A 19,838-nucleotide genomic window follows, 5' to 3' on the forward strand; every position below is an offset into this window, starting at 1 on the left:
CTAAACGCCACTGCACATGCGGTGGCGTTTTTTTATTGTCCGAAATTGAGGATCAGACCCACTCGCCCTTGCGCATAACCGGAATGGCTGTACCGTCCTTATTGATGCCGTCGACGTCGATTTCGCCGGAGCCGATCATCCAGTCGATGTGGATAAGGCTCTTGTTACCACCGCGTGCACTGACTTCATCGGGCGAAAGCTCGCCGCCATTGACGAAGCACTTCGAATAGCACTGGCCAAGCGCGATATGGCTGGCAGCGTTCTCATCGAAAAGCGTGTTGAAGAACAATAGACCCGATGCCGAAATCGGCGAGGAATGCGGGACAAGGGCCACTTCTCCAAGACGCCGCGCGCCTTCGTCGGTGCCGAGTACCTTGTTGAAGACTTCTTCGCCGCGCGTTGCCTTTGCTTCAACAATCTTGCCGCCTTCAAAGCGTACCTTGATATTCTCGATCAAAGTGCCCTGGTGCGATAGGGGCTTGGTGCTGGAAACGTGGCCATCGACCCGAAGCGCGTGCGGCGTCGTGAAGACTTCCTCTGTCGGAATGTTCGGATTGCAGGTGATGCCGTTCTTGGCGACCGAAGCGCCACCATGCCACTCATGTTCATCGGCAAGGCCGACGGTGAGATCCGTGCCCGGTCCCTTGAAATGCAACGCCGAAAACGTACGAGCATTCAGCCACTTTGTCCGTTTGTGCAGGGCGGCGTTGTGATCGCGCCAGGCGCTGACCGGATCATCGAGATCGACACGGGACGCCGCGAAGATTGCGTCGGCGAGCATGGTAACGGCGACCTCCGGATCCTGATCGGGAAACACCTGCTTTGCCCAGGATGGATTCGGATACGAAACAATGTTCCAGTTGATTTCGAAATTGGTGATCTTTTCCAACGCGGGTTGATAGGCTCGCGATTGTGCCCTGTTGGCGCGTGAGACCTTTTCCGGATCCTCCGAAGAGAGCAGCATCGGATTGTCACCGGCGACTGCAAGCCGGGCTGTGTTGGCGGAAAAAGCCTTGGCCATGCCCTCATAAAGCCAACTGGTCGCACGGTCGAAACTGTCGTGCGGTGCATTGCGGTAGCGCATCAGTGTGGCTTCTTCATCGCTGTAGAGCGACGTTACCAATCCAGCACCAGCCTTGTAGGCATGTTCCGTAATACGGCGCACCAGCGGCACTGCGGCAAGGGGTGCGGTGATAAGGAGATCCTGTCCGGGCTGCAGCTGCAGCCCGATCTTGATGGCGACTTCGGCCAGACGATCGAGTTTGACGGGATCGATGGCGGGGATTTTGGGCGATGAGGTCATTGTGAATCCATCTTGATCAAGGAAACGATGCCGTAAGCATAGAACCGGATCAGTCCTCGTATCAAGCGACTGATCCGGATATTGCTTGGATCAATCCTCGTGGATGAGGCTGTGATCGCGGGTATCGCGCATGCGCAAGTAGACGATGAGCGATAGCGCAATCATGATCGTTACGTACCAGAAGCTACTAGCTGTCCGCCGTGATACAAAGCGGTCTAGCGAGTTGATTGATCAGGTTTGAGGAGACTCTCCAAGGCGAACGCGGACTATCAGGTTAGCCGAAACGCGATTTCAATTCGTCTTAGGTATGCTGTGGGCTGACAGTTCACGAAGCATGGCTCGAACCGGGAATCCCTATTCCGTCTGCTCGAGGAAATCAGCGAATTCATCCTGAAAGTCCGGGTGCCAGCGCGACAAAGGCGGGCGGTTCTTGATGATGTCGTTGGCTGCCCAGAGTATGCGCCGCTCATCGAGACTGCGGGTTACATCATTATCCGGACAGAGGATGTAGAAATCGCCAGCTGACACGCGCTCCAACATGAAATCGACGGTTTGTTCCGCGGTCCATGCGCCAGCAGGCTTTTCGGTGCGGTCTCCTGCAGTCAGGGGCGTGTAGACGAATCCCGGAATGAAGAGATGGGCCGTTACGTGACAACCCTTGATGTTACGTAAGTCATGCTGCAGGGCCTCAGTGAAAGTCTTCACACCGGATTTCGAGACATTGTAAGCGGGATCGCCGGGTGGGGTGGTGATGCCTTGCTTGGAGCCGGTATTGATAATAAGGCCCGGCTTTTGCCGGCGAATCATGTGCGGACCGAAAACCTGGCTTCCGCGGATGATGCCGAACATATTAGTGGCAATGATCCTGTCCCAGTTATCCGGATTGAAAATGCTGCTTCCAGGTTGAATGCCGGCATTGTTCATCAGAACATCAACGCCACCGAATTTATCATCGACCGCACGCTGGAATTTCTGCAGGCTACCAACATCGGTTACGTCCGTCGCGATGGCGAGGACGCTTTCGTCATTGCTCAGTTCAGAGACCGCAGTGCGTGCTTGATCGAGCTTTACGCCTGCAAGGTCTGCGATGGCGACCTTCAATCCCATAGAAGCGAAACGTTTTGCGGCTGCAAGGCCGATGCCGGATGCGCCCCCTGTGATCACGGCTACATTGAAGGGTGAAAAGGCAGGATGTGCCATGGGTCTGGTCCTCGCTGAATCGCATGGGGGGTGTGGCGGGAGCCTAGCAGAAGACGGAAACAGAAGTAAAATAGCGCCGATCAGCCGAAATTCGGGACACGCAGATAATGGGCAAGCGGCGTCACTTGTTCCTTTGGATCGCGTATTTCAGTCTTCTGGTCGGCCCGCGCATCTTTTTGCCGGCGTGCGTCGAGAATTTCCTTTTCCGAACTTTCACCCATGCAGAGAGCCTTGAGCAGAATCATGCGGGCAGCGTCGGCGATGCCGGAACGATTTTCGTTTAAAGCGATGTCGAGAATCACCCGTCGGAAATCTGTCTGTCCGATAGGTGTTACGGCACGTTCGCGCCGCGCATTTTCCGCGTCGATAAGCTCATATAGTTTGTCACGCAAGTCAGCACCGACATTCTCGTACTGCGTAGAGAGATCCGGCGCAGCCGCGGCGAGCTTTTGCTTCTGCCGCTCGCGGTGCCGTCTTTGTCTCTCTGCATTGCTGAGTGCCATATCTGATGCCGTAACGAATGCGAATCACTTTACCCGAACTTGAATAGGCATGCGTACCGTAGCGGGCAACATTATGGTCTCGTTACACACAATCTGTTCGTCGGCTTGTTACATAACTTGTTACGTAACCGTGCCGTTGTGCTCAAATCCACCGTATCCAATGCCAGCTGAACACATTGTTAGGGATCTTCGCCCTATCGTTGAGCGAATCAATGCAAGCGCGGCACGATGTTGCCGGACTGGAAGAGTATGAGCATGTTCGAAGCTGAATCCCCGATCCCATGCCAGATCATTGCGTTTCCCCTGACGAAACGCGTGGCGAAGGTTCGCGACGTAGCGGCCAAACTTATGGAGAAAGCTACCGATCGGCAGGCAGAAGCCTATCGCAACCAAATCGCCGATATGCTGTTCCGGCATTTGGACCGGATAGGTATTCCGGAAGATGAACAGGACGAGCAGGTCGGCGCATTCTTCACCGCAGTCGAACTGGAGCTGTCACGCCTTTATGACCTCGCTGACGTCTATAGCGATACATCGGCTTACTAAGCTTGTAGAACGGTTCCATTTCGGCTTTTAGGCTTCGACGACATAGTGCCCTTCGGCCTGCAACCCAGCTTTGTAAGCAGCACATTTCTTCTGGAACTTAGTCGCATCGCCCGAGATGCTAAGTATGGATTTGTAGTCCTCACGGCCACGTTGTTCTTCAAGCTGATGAGTGTTTGACTGGGTCGTCTTGCGCAAATAGATTTTCATGATGTGCCTTGGTCTGATTGTTTCTGAAATATCGAAAGCTTTATACACGTCTTGCCGTATTAATTCTGGAAAGAATTATGACCTTGGTTATTGGCGTGGAAAAGCCCGCCACTTGCAGTGACGGGCACATTATTCCGGGTCGCCCACTATTCTACAGAAATGACATCACCTGTACGGCGATCCACGTCGACGCGGATATCATCGCCGCGGCGATCTGTGCCTTCCACAACGAATCTCGATCTCGTTCGTCTGACGTTATCGACGTCGCGGACACCTTCGCTCCTGGCAATACGAACAGCTTCTCGCTCACCTATATCCGACATTCGCCGGTAATCCTGCTCGCGCCGGGGGTCCTGCAGCCGGATCCCGTCAGGACCAATCTGGATCGATTGGGCAAAGGATTGCGGGACTGACGTTATGGCAATCAAAGCTGTTGCTCCAACGACAAGAAGTTTTTTCAACATGACTGTCTTCCTTTCAAATCGAAATATCCGCCCATTCACCGAATCAACGTTTGCTAGACAGCAGGGTTCCAAAACTGGCAAAATGCCGCGTTCCCGCCTTCTCCAGACCGTAAGGGACGATCCGATACGCCACGAGGCAAGACAGGCATAGTCGAAAAATTCGTAAGAGTTGCTCTTCGCCCCTGGTGCGCTAACCTTCAATTGTATCAGGGCTTGAGAGGAGCGGGTGGTTGTATGAAGAGATCGACGCTGGATGATGTTGCAAAGTTGGCCAATGTCGGCATCGCGACCGTCGACCGCGTACTGAACGAGCGTGGGAACGTCTCGGCATTGACCGCAGCGAAAGTGATAGCGGCGGCCGAGGAGTTGGGTTTGCGCCGGATTTTGCCCGCAATCTACCGCTCTGGTATTCGCGTTGAAGTCGCCTTGGCACAGCGCACCGCTCCCTTTATAAAACGTCTTAACAGCGCCTTCATCAGGGCAGCATCAACGCTCGACCGCTCCGTAACGATCCATCGGAATTTCTACGATGGCTGGACTCCGCAAAAAATAGCCGCACGTTTGAAAGCAAATTCCAACAATGGTCTGATTATCTACGGGCACGAGGATCCAGAGATAAAACAGGTTATCGACGAATTGAGTGAGGCAGGAATACCTGTGGTTACGATCGTCTCCGACCTGCCGCAAACGCAGCGCCGTGCCTATGTCGGAGTCAACAATTTCAGTGCCGGCAGGACGGCCGCCTTTTTTCTATCTCGAATGGCGCATCAGTCGGGCGATATCATCGTTCTCTGTCACAGCTTTCGCTATCGTGGGCATATGGAACGCGTGACGGGCTTTGAAAGCGGTCTACGCGAATACGGAAAGAATTTACGGCTGTGCGAGGTGCTGGAGGGCAATGACGACATTAGCTTGTCCGGCAGATTGCTCGACAAAGCTATTCGCCAGTGCCCAAATCTGGTCGGCATTTATAATGCTGGTGGAGCGAACCGCGCGGTCGAACAAGCGCTGACAAGTAGCCGATTGGCCGGCAAGGTTCTGTTTTTTGGCCACGAATTGACCGATGTTACCGTTCGGTTGTTGCGATCAGGAACCATGACCATGACGATCGATCAAAACCCCGAGATGGAGGCCCGCCACGCCATTGAGACCATGCTCCACAGCATCGCCCGTCCTTCAGAGGTAACAACCCGCTCTGCAATGGCCTACGTTCCCTTTACCGTCCATACCGTTGATTCAATTCCTGAGGGGTTCAGCGAGGACGCCCCCACGCTATATTGAGGCGACGCCCGTCTCTTCAGGACGGACGATCAGCTGCGCGGATATCCGGATGCCCTGATTTGCTGGTTGTGGATCAGAAGTCCACCCTTAAAATAACCCGGCCGTTGTCAATCTTCACTTCGTAAGTGCGAAGATTCCTGCATACGGGCGCGCCCTTGGCTTCTCCAGAGCGATAGTCGAAACGTCCATTGTGCTTCGGACATTCGATGATGTGGTCCATCACGAGTCCATCGGCGAGATGCACCGCTTCATGGGTGCATAAACCGTCGGTCGCAAAGAAACGGTCGTCCGGTGAGCGGTAGATGGCGAATGTTCTTCCATTGTGATCGAAACGGGCTACGTCTTCCTTATCGATATCATCCGCTCCACAGGCATCAAGCCATGTTTGTGCAGCAATATTCATGATTTCCTCCTCTTTAGGTTTACTCGGCTGGGATGACTTGCAGACCGAGTTCAGGCGTAATGCCTGCTGGAAACGGTCGCTGCACGTAATAGCCTGGGTTTTTCGCCTGTTCCAAAAGCGCCGGAATGATCTCCTTGTAGCAAGCCCAGATGCTCGTATAGGCAGGCGGGCATTGATCTTTGATGAGCGCGTGCAGTTTTGGCAGGTTGTAGAATGGCACCATCGGAAACATGTGGTGCTCGATGTGATAGTTCATGTTGATGTAAAGAAAGCGGTAGACCGGGTTGGTGTAGAAGGTCCGCGTATTGAGACGATGGTCGTACACATCCTCATCGAGGCCCGCATGCTGTGTGACGTTGAACATCTGTGTCAGTGGAGCGCCATAGAAGCGCGGCAATACGATGAACATTGCAGGCACGATCGAACCTATGGCCCAGCATGTCGCGCCAGTACCAATGAAGATCGCAAGATAAATACGCGATGACCAGAACACCTTGGATCGTTCTGAGTCGGGGACGAAATGCTCGCCATCATCCGTCAGTTTGCCACAAGCCTGGCGCACAATGTTGAAAATCTGAATTGGCCCCGATTTCAGGAAGAAAAGATCGAGTACTGTGCCAAGAATATCCGGAGGGCGTGGAACGGCGATCTCTGGGTCGCGCCCGACGATGATCGTGTGCGTGTGGTGGCGCGAGTGACTCCAGCGCCAGTAAAAGCCCTCGTGCAGCGTCATGAAGCCGTTCAAATGATAGAGCCATTCGTTCAGCCACCGCGTCTTGAATGGTGTGCCATGCGAGAGTTCATGGGCTCGATGGTCGCTTGCTGCATAAAGCACGCCATAGACGGCGAAAGCCGGCACACACCACCATGTACCCCAGGTCAGGAATGCGGCAACGCCCGAGACGATCAGCAGACCAAGCCAAAGACCGAAGTGGCGGAGCGATTCCCTGTCCGATCGCTTCATCAGGTTTTTCATGGCCTTGCGGTCTACGGTGGCAGCAAACCAGTGTGCCTCAACGCAGTCCTTGAACCCTTCATCGGTCATTTCCGCTGCGCCCGCATTTGATCCTGATAACGCGTAGCGCTGGTGTAATGTACTGGCCATGTTTCCTCCTCCGCGGCAGACGAGCTCCATGGCCTTACAAACTCAGGCCCGAACTCCTTCCAACTTCGGTTCAAAAGTAGCGAACGGGCATAGATCGGGTCCAATCCACTTTTGATGGAAAACCATCAACGATCTCCTTTCGGTAAATTGTTGTCAGGAATAATTGTCATCTGAGGCGAAGTGAGCTCCAGGCAGTCAGGATCGATCCTACCGCTCTACAGCCGCTTATTTGCAGCGTTTCAAACGGAAGCTGTCACCGCTTTCGGGCGAATACCAGGTCAGGGTTCTCTTCGTCACGTTTTGCAGCACGAAGGCATAGCCATCGCTCAATTCGACGCGATAATCGTTGCCGTTGCGTTCGACATTATTGATTGGCGTTCCGTCATACGTCCTGGTGTTCAAATCCCACAGCCTGCCTCTGCAACTGCCGTCGATCTGGTCCCATTTGCCGATGAAAGCCAACTCTGCGGCGGGCTTGGCCGCTGGCTTGGGAGCTGGCTTTGCCATGTTCGCCGCGACTTCGGCAGCTCGTTTCGCGTCGGCGCCAGCGCCAGCTGCTTTTGCATCGGTAGCTTCCTTTTGCTTAGCGTCATCAGCCGATTTTTGATCGGCGCGTAGCTTCTCGATGCGGGCATCCACCTTGGCAATATTGTCAACGCCGAGCACGTCCGCACAGTCGAGGAGCGGCACACGGTAGGAAACCAGGCCATCGAGATCGGCAGCGTCGGCGCGCGATTGCAGCTCGTGGCATGTCGCGGACCGCTTTTCGGCTTGAGCCGCCCTTTCCTCAGCCGCCTTTGCGTCGGAGAGCGTCTGCTTGATGGCGGCCATATGCTGTTTCGCATCCTCAATCGTCGCTACGACGCCATCGACGTAACTAGCGGCTGGCGCACAGGCCGATTGATCGACTTTCAAGTGTTCTGCTGCTGATCGATTGGCATCCGCAATAATGTCCGTAGCTTTCTCGTTCTGGTCGATTTCCTTGCGGAATTCCGCCTCTTGCGAGGCGGCATCGGCAAGGGGCTGACTTGCAAACGGATGATCGGCAAAGCAATACAAGTCGATGGCCTTCGCATAGGCATTCGCCTTGGTAAATTTCAGCGCTTGAATGGCATCGCGTGTTTTGTCGTCAACGGCATAGGCTGTGCTGGAAAGAACCGCACAGGTTGCGGCCGCAATTATGAGCTTTTTCATTGTCGCAAATCCTTACTCCGCGCCAGTTCAGCAATACGAATTGAAATGCGTCCACCAAGAAAATGTTCATGGGTAGGATAATAAAGTCTTGCCGAAATATGGTTTGATTTTGTCCGTTGCTAGAGTAGTCCCCGACAAGGTGGCTTTTGCGAGTCTGCACCGAAGCGCTCCGCGCTTGAGCCGATTTGTGGATAAGCTTTCGAGGGGAATAATCATTTTTTCAAATAGCCGAAGGAGGCGGCGTACAAGGGGAGTGGGCCCCTCTCTTGTTTCGGCAACCGCCATGTGGTTTGCTCACAGAAAGCGAAGTGAGGGGAAAGCTATGCCTGATTTGACCTTGTGGGGCTTATTCGTAGCAGCGTCAGTGGTGCTTCTGCTGACGCCTGGTCCGGCTGTACTTTATATCGTCGCGCGGTCGGTCGAGCAGGGGCGGGCAGCGGGCCTTGTCTCAGTGCTTGGCATTCATCTTGGCACCATCGTCCACATCACTGCGGCGGCAGTCGGGCTTTCGGCCCTCATCGTGTCGTCGGCGCTCGCTTTCTCGATCGTCAAATATCTCGGTGCCGCCTATCTTATCTGGATCGGTCTTCGCACTTTGTTGGCCAAGGAGCTCGATCCCGAAGCGCCCGTAGTGCCGGCTGAGTCTCTGCACCGCGTCTTCCGTGATGGCTTCGTGGTCAATCTCTTCAATCCGAAGACGGCGATCTTCTTCCTCGCCTTCCTGCCGCAATTTGTCGATCCCGCTCGTGGCGCGCTGCATTGGCAGATACTTATTCTCGGCCTCACCTTTATGGGCCTCGGGATCGTCAGCGACGGGATATTCGCGCTGATAGCCGGGGCAGCAGGCGATTTCCTCCGCCGCAACCGGCGGTTCCTGCGCTTGCAGCGCTGGTTCGCCGGCACGTCGTTCATCGGCCTCGGAGTTACCGCAGCATTTGCGACGCGCAAATAACCTGCCTCAGTTCAAGTCAATCGCAGGGCTCAGTCGGCTCCAGGCAAATCGTGGAATGACGCAACGACGACGCGCTTACCGAGCATGAACGAGTCGGCAACGTGCCGAAGAGGCGCAAGATCGACGTCGGATTTCCCGTTTTTGATCAGATCGGCAAACCGGCTGTAAAGAGCTGCGTACTCCGTCTCCGATGAAACCGGAATAACCGCGCCGTTAACGGTAAGTGTTGAACCGCCCTGCGCCAAAACCATCTGTCCGGCAGAAGTTTCTGCTATAATGTCCCAAGTCTGCTCACCGACCTGTCGCCAATCAAATTCCGCATGGACAGACACGTTTTCAGCGTTCGTCAGGTAAAGGTCGGCCGCAATTGGTGCATGCTTGTTCTCTGGAAATTCCAACGTTGCGCTTCTGAGAAAAATACCCGTCGGCAAGATATGCGTTATAATTGATAAAGCATTGATACCTGGGTCGAAGACTCCGAGGCCCCCGGCTTGCCATATCCAATCCTGATTGGGGTGCCAATGGCGGACATCTTCTTTCCAGACGACATGGACGCTTGCGATACTCGCCGATGCCAGGAAAGACTTCGCAGCCTCAACGGCAGCAGCATATCGGGAATGCCAGCTGGCAAAAAGCGAAACACCTTTGGCAATGGCAAGAGCCTCGAGGTCAGCCACCTCGCTCAATGTTGCTCCTGGCGGCTTTTCAAGAAACACGTGCTTGCCTGCGGCGATAGCCTTGTAAGCGGCGTCATAGCGAAACTGCGGAGGCATGCAGAGCGACACCGCGTCGATGGAAGGGATGGCAGCGAGCATTTCCTCTATTGTCGCAAAATTAGGAATGTCTTCTACCGTATTACTGCGGCTCGTCGTTGCGACAAGCTGGAAATCAGGATTGCCGGCGATCGAAGGCAGATGCTGATCATGGGCAATTTTACCAACACCGACAATTGCTAAACTGATTGGGAGCATGACGAATTCCTTTTGACGGGGTTTAACAACCAAATATCCCCTTAACAAGAGGCAGCCGTGCTGTGCACAATACTAAGCAGCGAACCACGTCGTGACCATCTCTCCCCTCCATCATAGTCAGGCGGCCACAGATCTTGCATTCGAAAACGGGCAGGGTCTCTTGCGAAATCTGGCCTTCGCGCGACATAGAGCAGGCGAAAACCTGTTCAAGATGTCGCCATGCGCAGGGGCGCATATTCCGCCCCATCGACTTTTGCTGGCCGTCCTTCGAGCATGAGATCGCTGATCTTCGGGGCAGAACGGGCGATGATCTTGCCCCGGCGGATGACGGCAAGCCGGTGGGCTTTCAGCCGCAGTGCTTCCAGCGGATCGCGCGCCTGAAGGATGACCAGGTCAGCATGACAGCCCTTTGCAAGGCCATAGCCCTTCAGTCCCATGGCTTTGGCGGAATTGACAGTGAGTGCGTCGAATATCTTGCGTTTGTCGTCGATGCCGGCCATCTGGGCGACATGGATCGCCATATGTCCAACCTCCAGCATGTCGGCGGAGCCCATCGAATACCACGGATCCATAACGCAATCGTGCCCGAAGGCTACATTGAGACCCGCTTCCATCAGTTCGCGCACGCGGGTCATGCCGCGCCGCTTGGGATATGTATCGTGCCGTCCCTGCAGCATGATGTTTATCAACGGATTAGGAATAACGTTGATCTCGGCTTCGGCTATCAACGGAATGAGTTTGGAAACATAATAATTGTCCATGGAATGCATGGAGGTGAGGTGGGAGCCGGCGACACGCCCCTTGAGTCCGAATCGTATGGTCTCAGCAGCGAGTGTTTCGATGTGCCGCGACATTGGATCGTCGGTCTCGTCACAATGCATATCCACCGGCAGCCCGCGCTCGGCGGCGATCCGGCACAAGGCTTCCACCGATGCCGCGCCCTCGCTCATCGTGCGCTCGAAATGCGGAATGCCACCGACGATATCGACGCCCATGTCGAGGGCGCGGTTCAAGGTTTCGACCGCTCCGGCGGAGCGATAATAGCCGTCCTGTGGAAAAGCCACGAGCTGAAGGTCGATATAAGGAGCGACCTTCGCGCGTACCTCCAGCAACGCCTCCACCGTTACCAGTCCTGGATCGCTGGTGTCGACATGGCTGCGAATGGCGAGAAGGCCCTGGCTGACGGCGAGGTCACAATAGCGCAGTGCCCGCTCCACGACTGCTTCCCTGGTAAGGACCGGGCGCAGCTCGCCCCAGAGGGCGATACCTTCCAGCAGCGTGCCGGAATGGTTCATACGGGGCAGGCCAAGGGACAGTGTGGCGTCCATATGAAAATGCGGATCGACGAAGGGCGGAGTCACGAGACGGCCGGTGGCGTCGATTTCAGCAGTGGCCGTCGCTTCGATCTTTGATCCGGTCTCTGCGATCTCGCCGTCTCGGATACAAATATCGACAGCCTCCCGGCCATCGGGAAGATTTGCATTTCGGATGATCAGGTCAAACATGGTGCACCATGGAAAACGGGTTGAGGACAATCGGCTCGCAAACAGGATTTACCGTTCGCCACGACGGTAGGGTTGCATCAGCGCCTGCGGCACCTTCGCTCGCCGCGCCACGAGGGCAAGCGCTGCAATCGACAGGATATAGGGAATCATCAGAAAAATCTGGTATGGAACCCTGTCGCCCAGAACCGGTTGCAGCCTGAGCTGGAAAGCATCGAAAAAGGCGAAGAGCAATGCGCCCAACAGTGCACGCCCCGGTCGCCACGAGGCAAATACCACCAGCGCGATGCAGATCCAGCCGCGCCCTTGTACCATCGTCGGAAAGAAGCTGTTGAAGGCCGAAAGCGTCAAAAACGCGCCACCCATACCCATGAGCGCGCTGCCCGCCATGATGGCGCTATAGCGTATGCGGACCGGGTTGATGCCTTGCGCTTCGGCCGCGTGGGGATTTTCCCCGGTCATGCGAATCGCAAGTCCGAGGGGCATCCGGAAGATGACATAGCTCATCATCATGGCGATCAGGATCGCAAGATAGGTCGGCATCGTCTGGGTGAAAATGGCCTGACCGAAAAATGGCAGATCGGACAATACGGGAATAGAAACTGGTTTGAACGGCACGATTGTCGGCGGCGTAGAAGCGAGGGGCACGTTGAGCCGGAAGAGGAAATAACTGAGGCTCGAGGCAAACAGCGTAATGCCGAGACCAGTTACGTGCTGCGACAGACCGAGCGTGACTGACAACAGGGCATGCAGCAATCCGAACACGGCGCCGGCGAGTGCTGCCACCAGCATTCCGGTCCAGAGGTCCGCACCATTATAGACAGTCAACCAGCCGACCATCGCACCGAAAGTCATGATGCCCTCGATGCCAAGGTTCAGCACGCCGGAGCGCTCGCACAGAACGGCGCCGAGCGTTCCGAAAATCAGCGGCGTTGCGATACGCAAGACCGCAGCCCATAGGCCCGCCGAGGCGACTATATCGAAGAGGGCCGTCATTTGCGGATCCTGTATTGGGTGAAGAACAGGGCGACGAGCATCGTCAGCAGGGAAAGCGACACAATGACGTCGGCAATATAGGTCGGGATGCCGAGTGCCCGGCTCATGCCATCAGCGCCCACGAACATCGCCGCCGTGAAAACGGCCGCAGCGATCACGCCGACCGGGTGCAGATTGGCAAGCATCGCGACGATAATGCCCGAATAGCCGTAACCCGGCGATAGATCAGTGGTGACGTAGCCTTTAACCCCCATCACTTCGATGGCACCTGCGAGGCCGGCCAGTCCGCCAGAAAGACAGGCGACCTTAACCAGCGTCAGGCCGAGCGGCACACCCGCGAAGGTCGCTCCCGCTGGGTTCAAGCCCGCCGCGCGCGACCGCATGCCGAACACGGTGCGCGATTGTAGAAGATGCACGACAATGGCCGCAGCAACGGCCACGGCGAGACCGATGTGGAGGCGGGATCGCGCGATGAGCTTTGGCAGTAACGCATGCTCGCTGACCGGCAGAGACTGCGGCCAGCCGAAAGCCAGCGGATCCTTGAGAGCGCCTTCAACCAGCAGTGAAACGAACAGAACGGCCACGAAGTTCAAGAGCAGACTTGTTACGACCTCATCGACGGAAAAGCGCAGACGCAGCCACAAAGGCAGCAGCATAAGCAGCGTTCCGGCCAGGGCCCCCGCGGCAAACAGGATAGGGATGAGGAGTGGTCCCGGAAGAGCGGCGAGCGCACTCGAACCGAGGGCCGCAACGGCAATTGCGCCGACATAGAATTGTCCTTCAGCCCCAATGTTCCAGAGCCGCGCACGGAACGCGACCGCAGCGGCAAGACCGGTCAGGATGAGCGGTGTGGCGCGTGTCAGCGTTTCGGTGGCAGCAAGACGCGTGCCGAAAGCTCCGGTGACGATCCGCCAATAGGCCTCGAGCACCGGTGCACCGGCCATCGCAATCAGGATTCCCGCTATGGCAAGCGCGGCTGCCACTGCGATCAGCGGAGAAACCAGTACGAGGAAAAGAGGCCTGTGCGCCCGACGTTCAAGACGCATGGCCAGCCTCTTCGCTTTGGAGCCATTCTCCTGCCATCATCAGACCGAGCATGCGTGGATCGGCGGTTTCCGCGGCGACCGGCGGTGAAAGCCTGCCTTTGACGATGGCCTGAATGCGGTCGGCAAGACCGATCACCTCATCGAGGTCTTCCGATATCAGGAGCACCGCGGTTCCCTGTCTGCGCGCTTCCAGTATGCGGGCATGGATGGCCGCGACCGCGCCTTCGTCGAGACCGCGCGTCGGTTGGGCAGCGATGAGGATGCGCGGCCGGTCATGCAAATTGCGCCCGAGAATGAGCTTCTGCATATTGCCGCCGGAAAGAAGCCGCGTGCGGCTGGTTGGCCTGCCGCCCCGCACGTCGAATTCCCCGATGATCCGTTGCGCAAAGGCTATGCCGGCCTTTCGGTTCACCAGACCGTATTTCGAGAAGGCGGGAGCCCAGATGCGCTCCAATACGGTGTTTTCCCATATGGCCATCTCGCCGATCGCGCCCTCATTGTTGCGGTCTTCCGGAATTCGGCCGATACCGGATTCGATCAGGGCGCGCACGCTAAGGTTTGCAAGGGGTTCCCCGAAAAGCCGGATATTGCCGATGCTTGGCTCCGTAAGACCGGACACAAGATGCGAGAGCACCGCCTGGCCATTTCCCGAGACGCCGATGATGCCAAGTATTTCACCTTCGCGCAGCCGGAAACTGATGTCCTTGAGCCTGTCCACGCCGCCCCGCCGGACCGTCACCCCGTTCGCTTCCAGAGCTACGGCGCCGGGCGTGGCCGCATCACGTATCGGGCGTGTCACGCGGTGGCCGACCATGAGTTCGGCCAGCTCCGCCTTGCTGGTCTCGCTCACGCGCCGTTCTGCTGCCACCTTGCCGCCACGCAGGACGACGATGCGATCGGCGGCCGCCATCACCTCATCGAGCTTGTGGGAAATGAAGATCAAGGAAAGTCCTTGCTTTGCCATTTCCTTCAGCGTGCTGAACAGGCGTTCCGCTTCTATATTCGTCAGTACCGCCGTCGGCTCGTCGAGGATGAGAATACGGGCGTCGTTATAGAGCGCCCTGAGGATTTCCACCCGTTGCTGTTCGCCCACCGACAGGTCGGCAAGTCTGGCATCGGGATTGACGCTGAGGCCGAAGCGCTGAGATATGCCAAGGAGTTTCGTTCGCGCCGCGGCGGTGTCGGACTTGAATGACCAGAGTTTTTCCGTGCCGGTCATGACATTGTCCAGAACCGTCAGGTTTGGCGCCAGTGAAAAATGCTGGTGCACCATACCGACGCCAGCTCTGATCGCTGCACGGGGTTTGCCCGAAGGCAACTCCACGTCATCGACGCGGACAGTGCCGGAATCTGCCGTGTAATGTCCAAAGAGAATGCTCATCAGTGTCGTCTTGCCGGCGCCGTTTTCGCCAAGCAGCGCCAGAATTTCCCCCTTGCGAAGTGCGATGGAGATGTTCTCGTTGGCAACGATGTCGCCGAAGCGCTTGCTGATGCCGGAGAGTTCGAGAACGGGCGTCATGCCGCCAAACCCGCCACAGGGAAGCGATGATGCCAGTGTTCTTCCGCTTCAAGCCTTGCAGCAACGGCAAGCAATACGGGTTCATGCCCCATAGGGGCGAGTAACTGCACGGGCAAAGGCAAGCCGTCCGTGGCACGGCCGAAGGGCAGGGTAATCGCCGGGAAGCCGGACACATTGGCAAGCGAGGCAAGCGGCGCGAAAGTCGCCATGCGATCGAGATGCAGTTCTGTATCCATGTGATCGGTTGGAAAGGAACCGATCACCGGTGGTGCAAAAGAGAGCATGGGCGTCAGGATACAGTCCACCGTTTCGAACAATGCCCAGACATTGTAACTGACATGGAGTGCATCGTTCAGTATGCCCCACAATTCTGTCCCCGCCATACGATGACCCCGCTCGGCAAAGGCGCGCGACAGTGGCTCGGCAAGTTCCATATCGATCGCGGCGCTATCCGCGAGGCGGGCAAGGTTTACGGAAACGATGCCCGCGAATACTTTTTGGCTTGTGGCAGCGGATTTTTCCAAGGCTTCCCATTCGAGCGGTACAACTTTGTGTCCGTCTGCTTCCAGTACGCGCGTGGCCTCCATGACAGTCTGGCGCCGTTCATCATCGGTGGGATAAAGTGCCCCCGTGTCGGTCAAAAATCCAATACGGAGCTTGCTCTCACTATGGTGCAGGGCAACCGGATCGGCGTAGGGACCTTTAGCCTTGCCGCGGAGTGTCTGGAAAATCAGCGCCGTATCACGCACGGAACGGCAGACTGCCATTTCGCTGGCGATGCCGCCGAGATGATTGCCGAAAAGTGGCCCCCCGGGCATGGTGCCCCGTGTCGGTTTAAGTCCGACGAGACCGCAGCACGCGGCGGGCACCCGGATTGAGCCACCTGCATCCGTTGCGTGGACGATTGCCACGATACCGGAGGCAACGGCTGCGGCAGCACCACCGGAAGAGCCCCCAGCCGTTCGGGTGAGATCAAGAGGGTTACGGCAGATCGGACCACGCGCAGGTTCGCTTGCCAATGAAAGACCGAATTCCGGGCTCGTGGTAAGGCCGAACAGACAGAAGCCCGCATCGCGAAAGCGCTTTGCAATATCCGAGTCAGCGGAACGGTCCGCGCGCCCTTCCAAAGCGTGCGAACCTGCATTGACCGGGAAGCCTGCAAAGGGCCCTCCGAGATCCTTGGCCAGCGTGGGAACGCCCGCGAAGGGCCGCGCGTTGAAACGTACGTGATCAGTGACGCGCTCCCGTTCCATCGCCATCGCGGCCGCCATACCGCCATCCGGGTCGATATGGCAGATTGCTCCTATACCGGAGTGGTTCGCGGCAGCGGCCAAGGCTGCCGCCATGGCGTCAGTACAGGATGACTCGCCGGTGCCGATTGCCTCAGCAAGCGCTGTCGCATCGCCACGGGCTTTCCCTTGCTTCGATGTCTTCAACAGGCTCACGCCGCTCACACAATCGCCGTTGTTACTTGGGCTGCTCCACCATGATCGGAACTTCGAAAGCCCCAGATTTGATGGCACTGCGTTTGGCTTCCATGGCGGCCTCCGCTGCCGCCGGAGCCACACCCTTCACGTAAACGATGTCGCTGCCGCCATTCTTCATCAAACCAAAGGGCGTGTAGTTACTGCCAGTTGGCTTTCCCGCCTTCACGTCGGCGACGGCGGCATCAAGGATCGGCCGGAAATACCACATGGCATTGGCAAAAACCGTATCGGGATATCTCGGCGTATAATCGATCAACGAACCGACCGACTTGATCCCACGCTCCTTGGCGGCATCGGCGGTGCCAATCCGCTCTCCGAAGAGTATGTCGGCGCCCGCGTCGATCTGGGCGAGGCCGGCTTCACGCGCCTTCGGTGGATCGAAGAAGGTGCCGATGAAAGAGACGATATGCTTGGCATCCGGCCGGACTTCCTTCACGCCAGCCGCAAAGGCATTGATCAACATGTTGACCTCGGGAATCGGAATCGCACCGACTGAACCGACCGTTCCCGATTTCGTCATGGCGCCAGCAAGCATGCCAGCGAGATAGGCGCCGCCGTGATTCCAGGTTCCGAAAACGCCGAAATTTTTGCCTGATGCCTCTCCGCTGGAGCCCATCAGGAAAGCGGTATCAGGATAATCGGCTGCGACCTGCCGGGCTTCACGCTCCACGGCGTAGGATTCGCCAACGATCAGTTTGCAGCCTTGTTCGGAATATTCGCGCATTGCCCGAGGATAGTCCGTTCCGGATACGCCTTCGGAGAAGACATATTCAATGGTACCGTCGGCATCGGCGTCCTGAAGTGCCTTGTGGAGGCACGAATTCCACGCATTTTCAACGGGGGATGCATGAATGCCCGCGACCTTCATAACCGCTTGCGCCCTTGCGGCCGGCACCAAAAGCCCCGCGCCCAGGGCCACTCCCGTTGCCAATACTGCGCGCCGCGAAATTATAGTTTGTTTTGTCACTTGTCTCGTTCCCCTGTTTTTTTACCAATTGTTCAAAAAACAGTAGGATTTGCACAAAAACGTGTCAAGTGAATGGGTGCTCAAAAAACGATCAATATGGCGTAGGCCACTAAGGTTATCCCGGGTCGGATTTGACCAATGCCCATGAGCCGAGCTTATGGAATCGTAAAGACGCTGATCTGGTCGGTGATGCCGCGAAGCATGACGTTGTGCGACATCGGCGTCAGACCACGCTGTGCCAGGAGTTCGGAGGCGCGCGGGTCCTCAAGCACGGAACCGGTGGCGAAGATTTCGCGCGATGTGGCCAGGTGCTGCACGCGCGAGGCAATGTTCACGGTCTGCCCGAAATAGTCCTGCCGCTCGTTCAGGCTCACGGCGATGCACGGCCCTTCGTGGATACCGATCTTTAAAAGCAGATCCTCGCTGCCGCGTTCTTTGTTGAGCCGCAGCATAGCCTCGCGCATCCGCATCGCCGCAACCACAGCCCGGTGGGGTGTTGGAAAGGTGGCCATCACAGCATCGCCGATCGTCTTCACAACGGCACCTGCCTCTGCACCCACAATCTCGTTGAGGATAGCGAAATGGGTCTTCACCAGATCAAATGCCGCAAGGTCGCCGACCCTCTCGTACAGCTCGGTCGAGCCGCGCAGGTCGGTAAAAAGGAAAGTGAGACTGGTGATCTTCAGCCGCTGGTCCACGTCGATCGTGTCGGTGCGATAGATCTCGCGGAACGTCTGATTGGAAAGTAATCGATTGGCGGTCAGGAAAGGGCGGCGGTTGCCGAGCAGTGCGTGCAGCGCGTCGTTAGCCAAGCACACCGATGGCAATGTGCGAACTTCTGTGTGGTTCTCCACCACGATGCGCAGTGGACCGGGGCGCAAGTTGATGGTCTCGTGGTGCCGGTGTGCGCGGTCGAACACGAGCGAGAGGCTTTGTCGCTCCTTTGTTGGCGCGCCCTTTACGTTCAGGAATTGCGCCGCGTGTGTAACCGGTTCAAAGATGATAACGAACGCCTCCGGCAACTGCAGCGAGATAACGGCCTTCTCTCCCGGGGGCAACTCAAGCGACTCCATAACAAACTCGTCGACCTTTGCCTCATAGTCCTCCTCAGGCAGATTGACACCCGAGCCCCAATAGATCTGGCGGAAATACTCCAAAGGGGGCAGTTCGTGCGGATTGTGGGCGTCGATCCGGCGCACACGCGGGCTCACCGTAAAGGTTACCTCGACCATCTCATCCAGCGTCGGCTCATAGCCAGCTGCGCAAAGCGCGCATGTATATTCATCACTCTGCACGGTCTTTAGCGAGGTATTGGCATCGAGTACCCCGCCACAACCAGGACAAAGAACATTCCACGACATCTCGAACAGGCCGAGACGAGATGCATGCAAGAAGGCGTTGATTGTCTGCTCTTCGTCAAGTCCCTCGTTAGAGGCGAACGCGAGCGCATTGACACGGCCGAGTTTGCGGTCTGGCGCTTCGCGAACGAGCCGCTCGAGGGCTTCGACGATGTCCGGCTGCGCCGACTGACGCAGCATTGCGAATAAAGGCTGAGCTTCACCCATAGACCTATTCTACACCGAAACTGGCGTGCGGACAGCGAATTCGTTAGGCGGACATTACTTCGAGCGTATCACACGGTACCGTCGAAAAAGTTGACATAGTCGGCCCTTTCAGAGGCATAACTCTGCCGGGTAGCATTGCATTGGTGCATCTGAAAGATGTTGATATCCTCGATACCGTTGCAACTACTGGCGTGAGAACGCACCAGAATTGTTGAACATGACGGGTTGGATGGCCATTTTAAATCCCCAAGGGTTGGAGTAGGGTGCCGCAATGACCCCGCAACGCTTTGCAGAAGCTCTCGAATCCGTGCACTGGACGCCAATTCAGCTTGCCGAATTACTCGGGTGTGACGCCTCATTGGTTGACGCTTGGTCAAACGGTAAAGAAAAAATTCCCGTGGAAGTGGGAGCTTGGCTTGAATCACTGGCTGAAACTCATGAGGCCCTGTGTGTGCCCCGGACTTGTCGAGAAAGGCGTGCTGCTGATTCATGATACGCCGCCTTTCTCGTGTCATGATTTCGCATGCCCGCTCATTTAGCACCTCGAACTTGAAGCGATCCCGCGCTACTCGCATTCGTCGCAAGAAGCCAAACCGAAGAAGATGACAACGGCAACTGGACTATGCC

19 protein-coding genes are annotated in these 19,838 nt (G+C 56.7%); 4 read left to right on the forward strand and 15 right to left on the reverse strand.

Annotated elements, in window-relative coordinates:
- Nucleotides 1-52: 52 nt before the first annotated feature.
- The 3 genes from ACSQ3H_RS05045 to ACSQ3H_RS05055 form a co-directional block, all read right to left on the reverse strand.
- Nucleotides 53-1,303 (reverse strand): aminopeptidase, encoded by a 1,251-nt coding sequence (locus tag ACSQ3H_RS05045; RefSeq protein WP_436116040.1) that lies wholly within the window; start codon nt 1,301-1,303, stop codon nt 53-55.
- A 354-nt stretch (nt 1,304-1,657) separates the two neighbouring features.
- A complete protein-coding gene (locus ACSQ3H_RS05050) occupies nt 1,658-2,503 on the reverse strand; it encodes an SDR family NAD(P)-dependent oxidoreductase (protein ID WP_436116041.1) in 846 nt (281 codons plus the stop codon).
- An 80-nt stretch (nt 2,504-2,583) separates the two neighbouring features.
- Nucleotides 2,584-3,006: a hypothetical protein gene (locus tag ACSQ3H_RS05055; protein ID WP_436116042.1), complete on the reverse strand. Its 423-nt coding sequence runs from the start codon at nt 3,004-3,006 to the stop codon at nt 2,584-2,586.
- 255 nt (nt 3,007-3,261) lie between these two features.
- Here ACSQ3H_RS05055 and ACSQ3H_RS05060 point away from each other — a divergent pair, with 255 nt between their 5' ends.
- A complete protein-coding gene (locus tag ACSQ3H_RS05060; RefSeq protein ID WP_436116043.1) occupies nt 3,262-3,552 on the forward strand; it encodes a DUF6074 family protein in 291 nt (96 codons plus the stop codon).
- 27 nt (nt 3,553-3,579) lie between these two features.
- Here ACSQ3H_RS05060 and ACSQ3H_RS05065 read toward each other — a convergent pair whose 3' ends face one another.
- Nucleotides 3,580-3,759 carry a hypothetical protein gene (locus tag ACSQ3H_RS05065; protein WP_436116044.1) on the reverse strand — a complete coding sequence of 60 codons (180 nt, stop codon included), beginning with the start codon at nt 3,757-3,759 and terminating at the stop codon, nt 3,580-3,582.
- Between the two features lie 77 nt (nt 3,760-3,836).
- Between ACSQ3H_RS05065 and ACSQ3H_RS05070 the strand changes: the two genes are divergently transcribed.
- Together ACSQ3H_RS05070 and ACSQ3H_RS05075 are read left to right on the forward strand one after the other, a co-directional pair.
- Nucleotides 3,837-4,172: a hypothetical protein gene (locus tag ACSQ3H_RS05070; protein WP_436116045.1), complete on the forward strand. Its 336-nt coding sequence runs from the start codon at nt 3,837-3,839 to the stop codon at nt 4,170-4,172.
- 285 nt (nt 4,173-4,457) lie between these two features.
- On the forward strand, nt 4,458-5,504 hold the full coding sequence (locus ACSQ3H_RS05075) for a LacI family DNA-binding transcriptional regulator (protein WP_436119352.1): 1,047 nt from the start codon (nt 4,458-4,460) through the stop codon (nt 5,502-5,504).
- Between the two features lie 73 nt (nt 5,505-5,577).
- Here ACSQ3H_RS05075 and ACSQ3H_RS05080 read toward each other — a convergent pair whose 3' ends face one another.
- The 3 genes from ACSQ3H_RS05080 to ACSQ3H_RS05090 all read right to left on the reverse strand — a co-directional run bounded on the left by ACSQ3H_RS05080 (nt 5,578) and on the right by ACSQ3H_RS05090 (nt 8,206).
- Nucleotides 5,578-5,907: a MocE family 2Fe-2S type ferredoxin gene (locus tag ACSQ3H_RS05080; protein WP_436116046.1), complete on the reverse strand. Its 330-nt coding sequence runs from the start codon at nt 5,905-5,907 to the stop codon at nt 5,578-5,580.
- Between the two features lie 19 nt (nt 5,908-5,926).
- The gene (locus ACSQ3H_RS05085) at nt 5,927-7,012 is read right to left on the reverse strand and encodes a fatty acid desaturase (RefSeq protein ID WP_436116047.1); all 1,086 of its coding nucleotides are present in this window, start codon (nt 7,010-7,012) and stop codon (nt 5,927-5,929) included.
- 225 nt (nt 7,013-7,237) lie between these two features.
- Nucleotides 7,238-8,206 (reverse strand): hypothetical protein, encoded by a 969-nt coding sequence (locus ACSQ3H_RS05090; protein ID WP_436116048.1) that lies wholly within the window; start codon nt 8,204-8,206, stop codon nt 7,238-7,240.
- Nucleotides 8,207-8,528: 322 nt separating this feature from the next.
- Here ACSQ3H_RS05090 and ACSQ3H_RS05095 point away from each other — a divergent pair, with 322 nt between their 5' ends.
- A complete protein-coding gene (locus ACSQ3H_RS05095; RefSeq protein ID WP_436116049.1) occupies nt 8,529-9,158 on the forward strand; it encodes a LysE family translocator in 630 nt (209 codons plus the stop codon).
- A gap of 29 nt (nt 9,159-9,187) precedes the next feature.
- On the opposite strand, the gene ACSQ3H_RS05100 is transcribed toward ACSQ3H_RS05095, so the two are convergent.
- The 8 genes from ACSQ3H_RS05100 to ACSQ3H_RS05135 form a co-directional block, all read right to left on the reverse strand.
- Entirely contained in the window at nt 9,188-10,129 is a 942-nt protein-coding gene (locus ACSQ3H_RS05100) for a Gfo/Idh/MocA family protein (protein ID WP_436116050.1), read from the reverse strand.
- Between the two features lie 206 nt (nt 10,130-10,335).
- The gene (locus ACSQ3H_RS05105; RefSeq protein ID WP_436116051.1) at nt 10,336-11,634 is read right to left on the reverse strand and encodes an amidohydrolase family protein; all 1,299 of its coding nucleotides are present in this window, start codon (nt 11,632-11,634) and stop codon (nt 10,336-10,338) included.
- A 48-nt stretch (nt 11,635-11,682) separates the two neighbouring features.
- Complete coding sequence (locus ACSQ3H_RS05110; RefSeq protein WP_436116052.1) at nt 11,683-12,627, reverse strand: ABC transporter permease; 945 nt, start codon at nt 12,625-12,627, stop codon at nt 11,683-11,685.
- Nucleotides 12,624-13,673, reverse strand: a complete 1,050-nt coding sequence (locus ACSQ3H_RS05115; protein ID WP_436116053.1) for an ABC transporter permease — start codon at nt 13,671-13,673, stop codon at nt 12,624-12,626. The genes ACSQ3H_RS05110 and ACSQ3H_RS05115 overlap by 4 nt, the downstream gene beginning before the upstream one ends.
- Complete coding sequence (locus tag ACSQ3H_RS05120) at nt 13,663-15,192, reverse strand: ABC transporter ATP-binding protein (RefSeq protein ID WP_436116054.1); 1,530 nt, start codon at nt 15,190-15,192, stop codon at nt 13,663-13,665. Before ACSQ3H_RS05120 ends, ACSQ3H_RS05115 begins: the two co-directional genes overlap by 11 nt.
- A complete protein-coding gene (locus tag ACSQ3H_RS05125) occupies nt 15,189-16,637 on the reverse strand; it encodes an amidase (protein WP_436116055.1) in 1,449 nt (482 codons plus the stop codon). Before ACSQ3H_RS05125 ends, ACSQ3H_RS05120 begins: the two co-directional genes overlap by 4 nt.
- Nucleotides 16,638-16,659: 22 nt before the next feature.
- A complete protein-coding gene (locus tag ACSQ3H_RS05130) occupies nt 16,660-17,646 on the reverse strand; it encodes a BMP family protein (RefSeq protein ID WP_436116056.1) in 987 nt (328 codons plus the stop codon).
- 155 nt (nt 17,647-17,801) lie between these two features.
- The gene (locus ACSQ3H_RS05135; protein ID WP_436116057.1) at nt 17,802-19,211 is read right to left on the reverse strand and encodes an adenylate/guanylate cyclase domain-containing protein; all 1,410 of its coding nucleotides are present in this window, start codon (nt 19,209-19,211) and stop codon (nt 17,802-17,804) included.
- Between the last annotated feature and the right edge of the window lie 627 nt (nt 19,212-19,838).

The organism is Phyllobacterium sp. LjRoot231, assembly GCF_964253365.1.
In the GTDB taxonomy this organism is placed as follows: Bacteria; Pseudomonadota; Alphaproteobacteria; order Rhizobiales; family Rhizobiaceae; genus Phyllobacterium.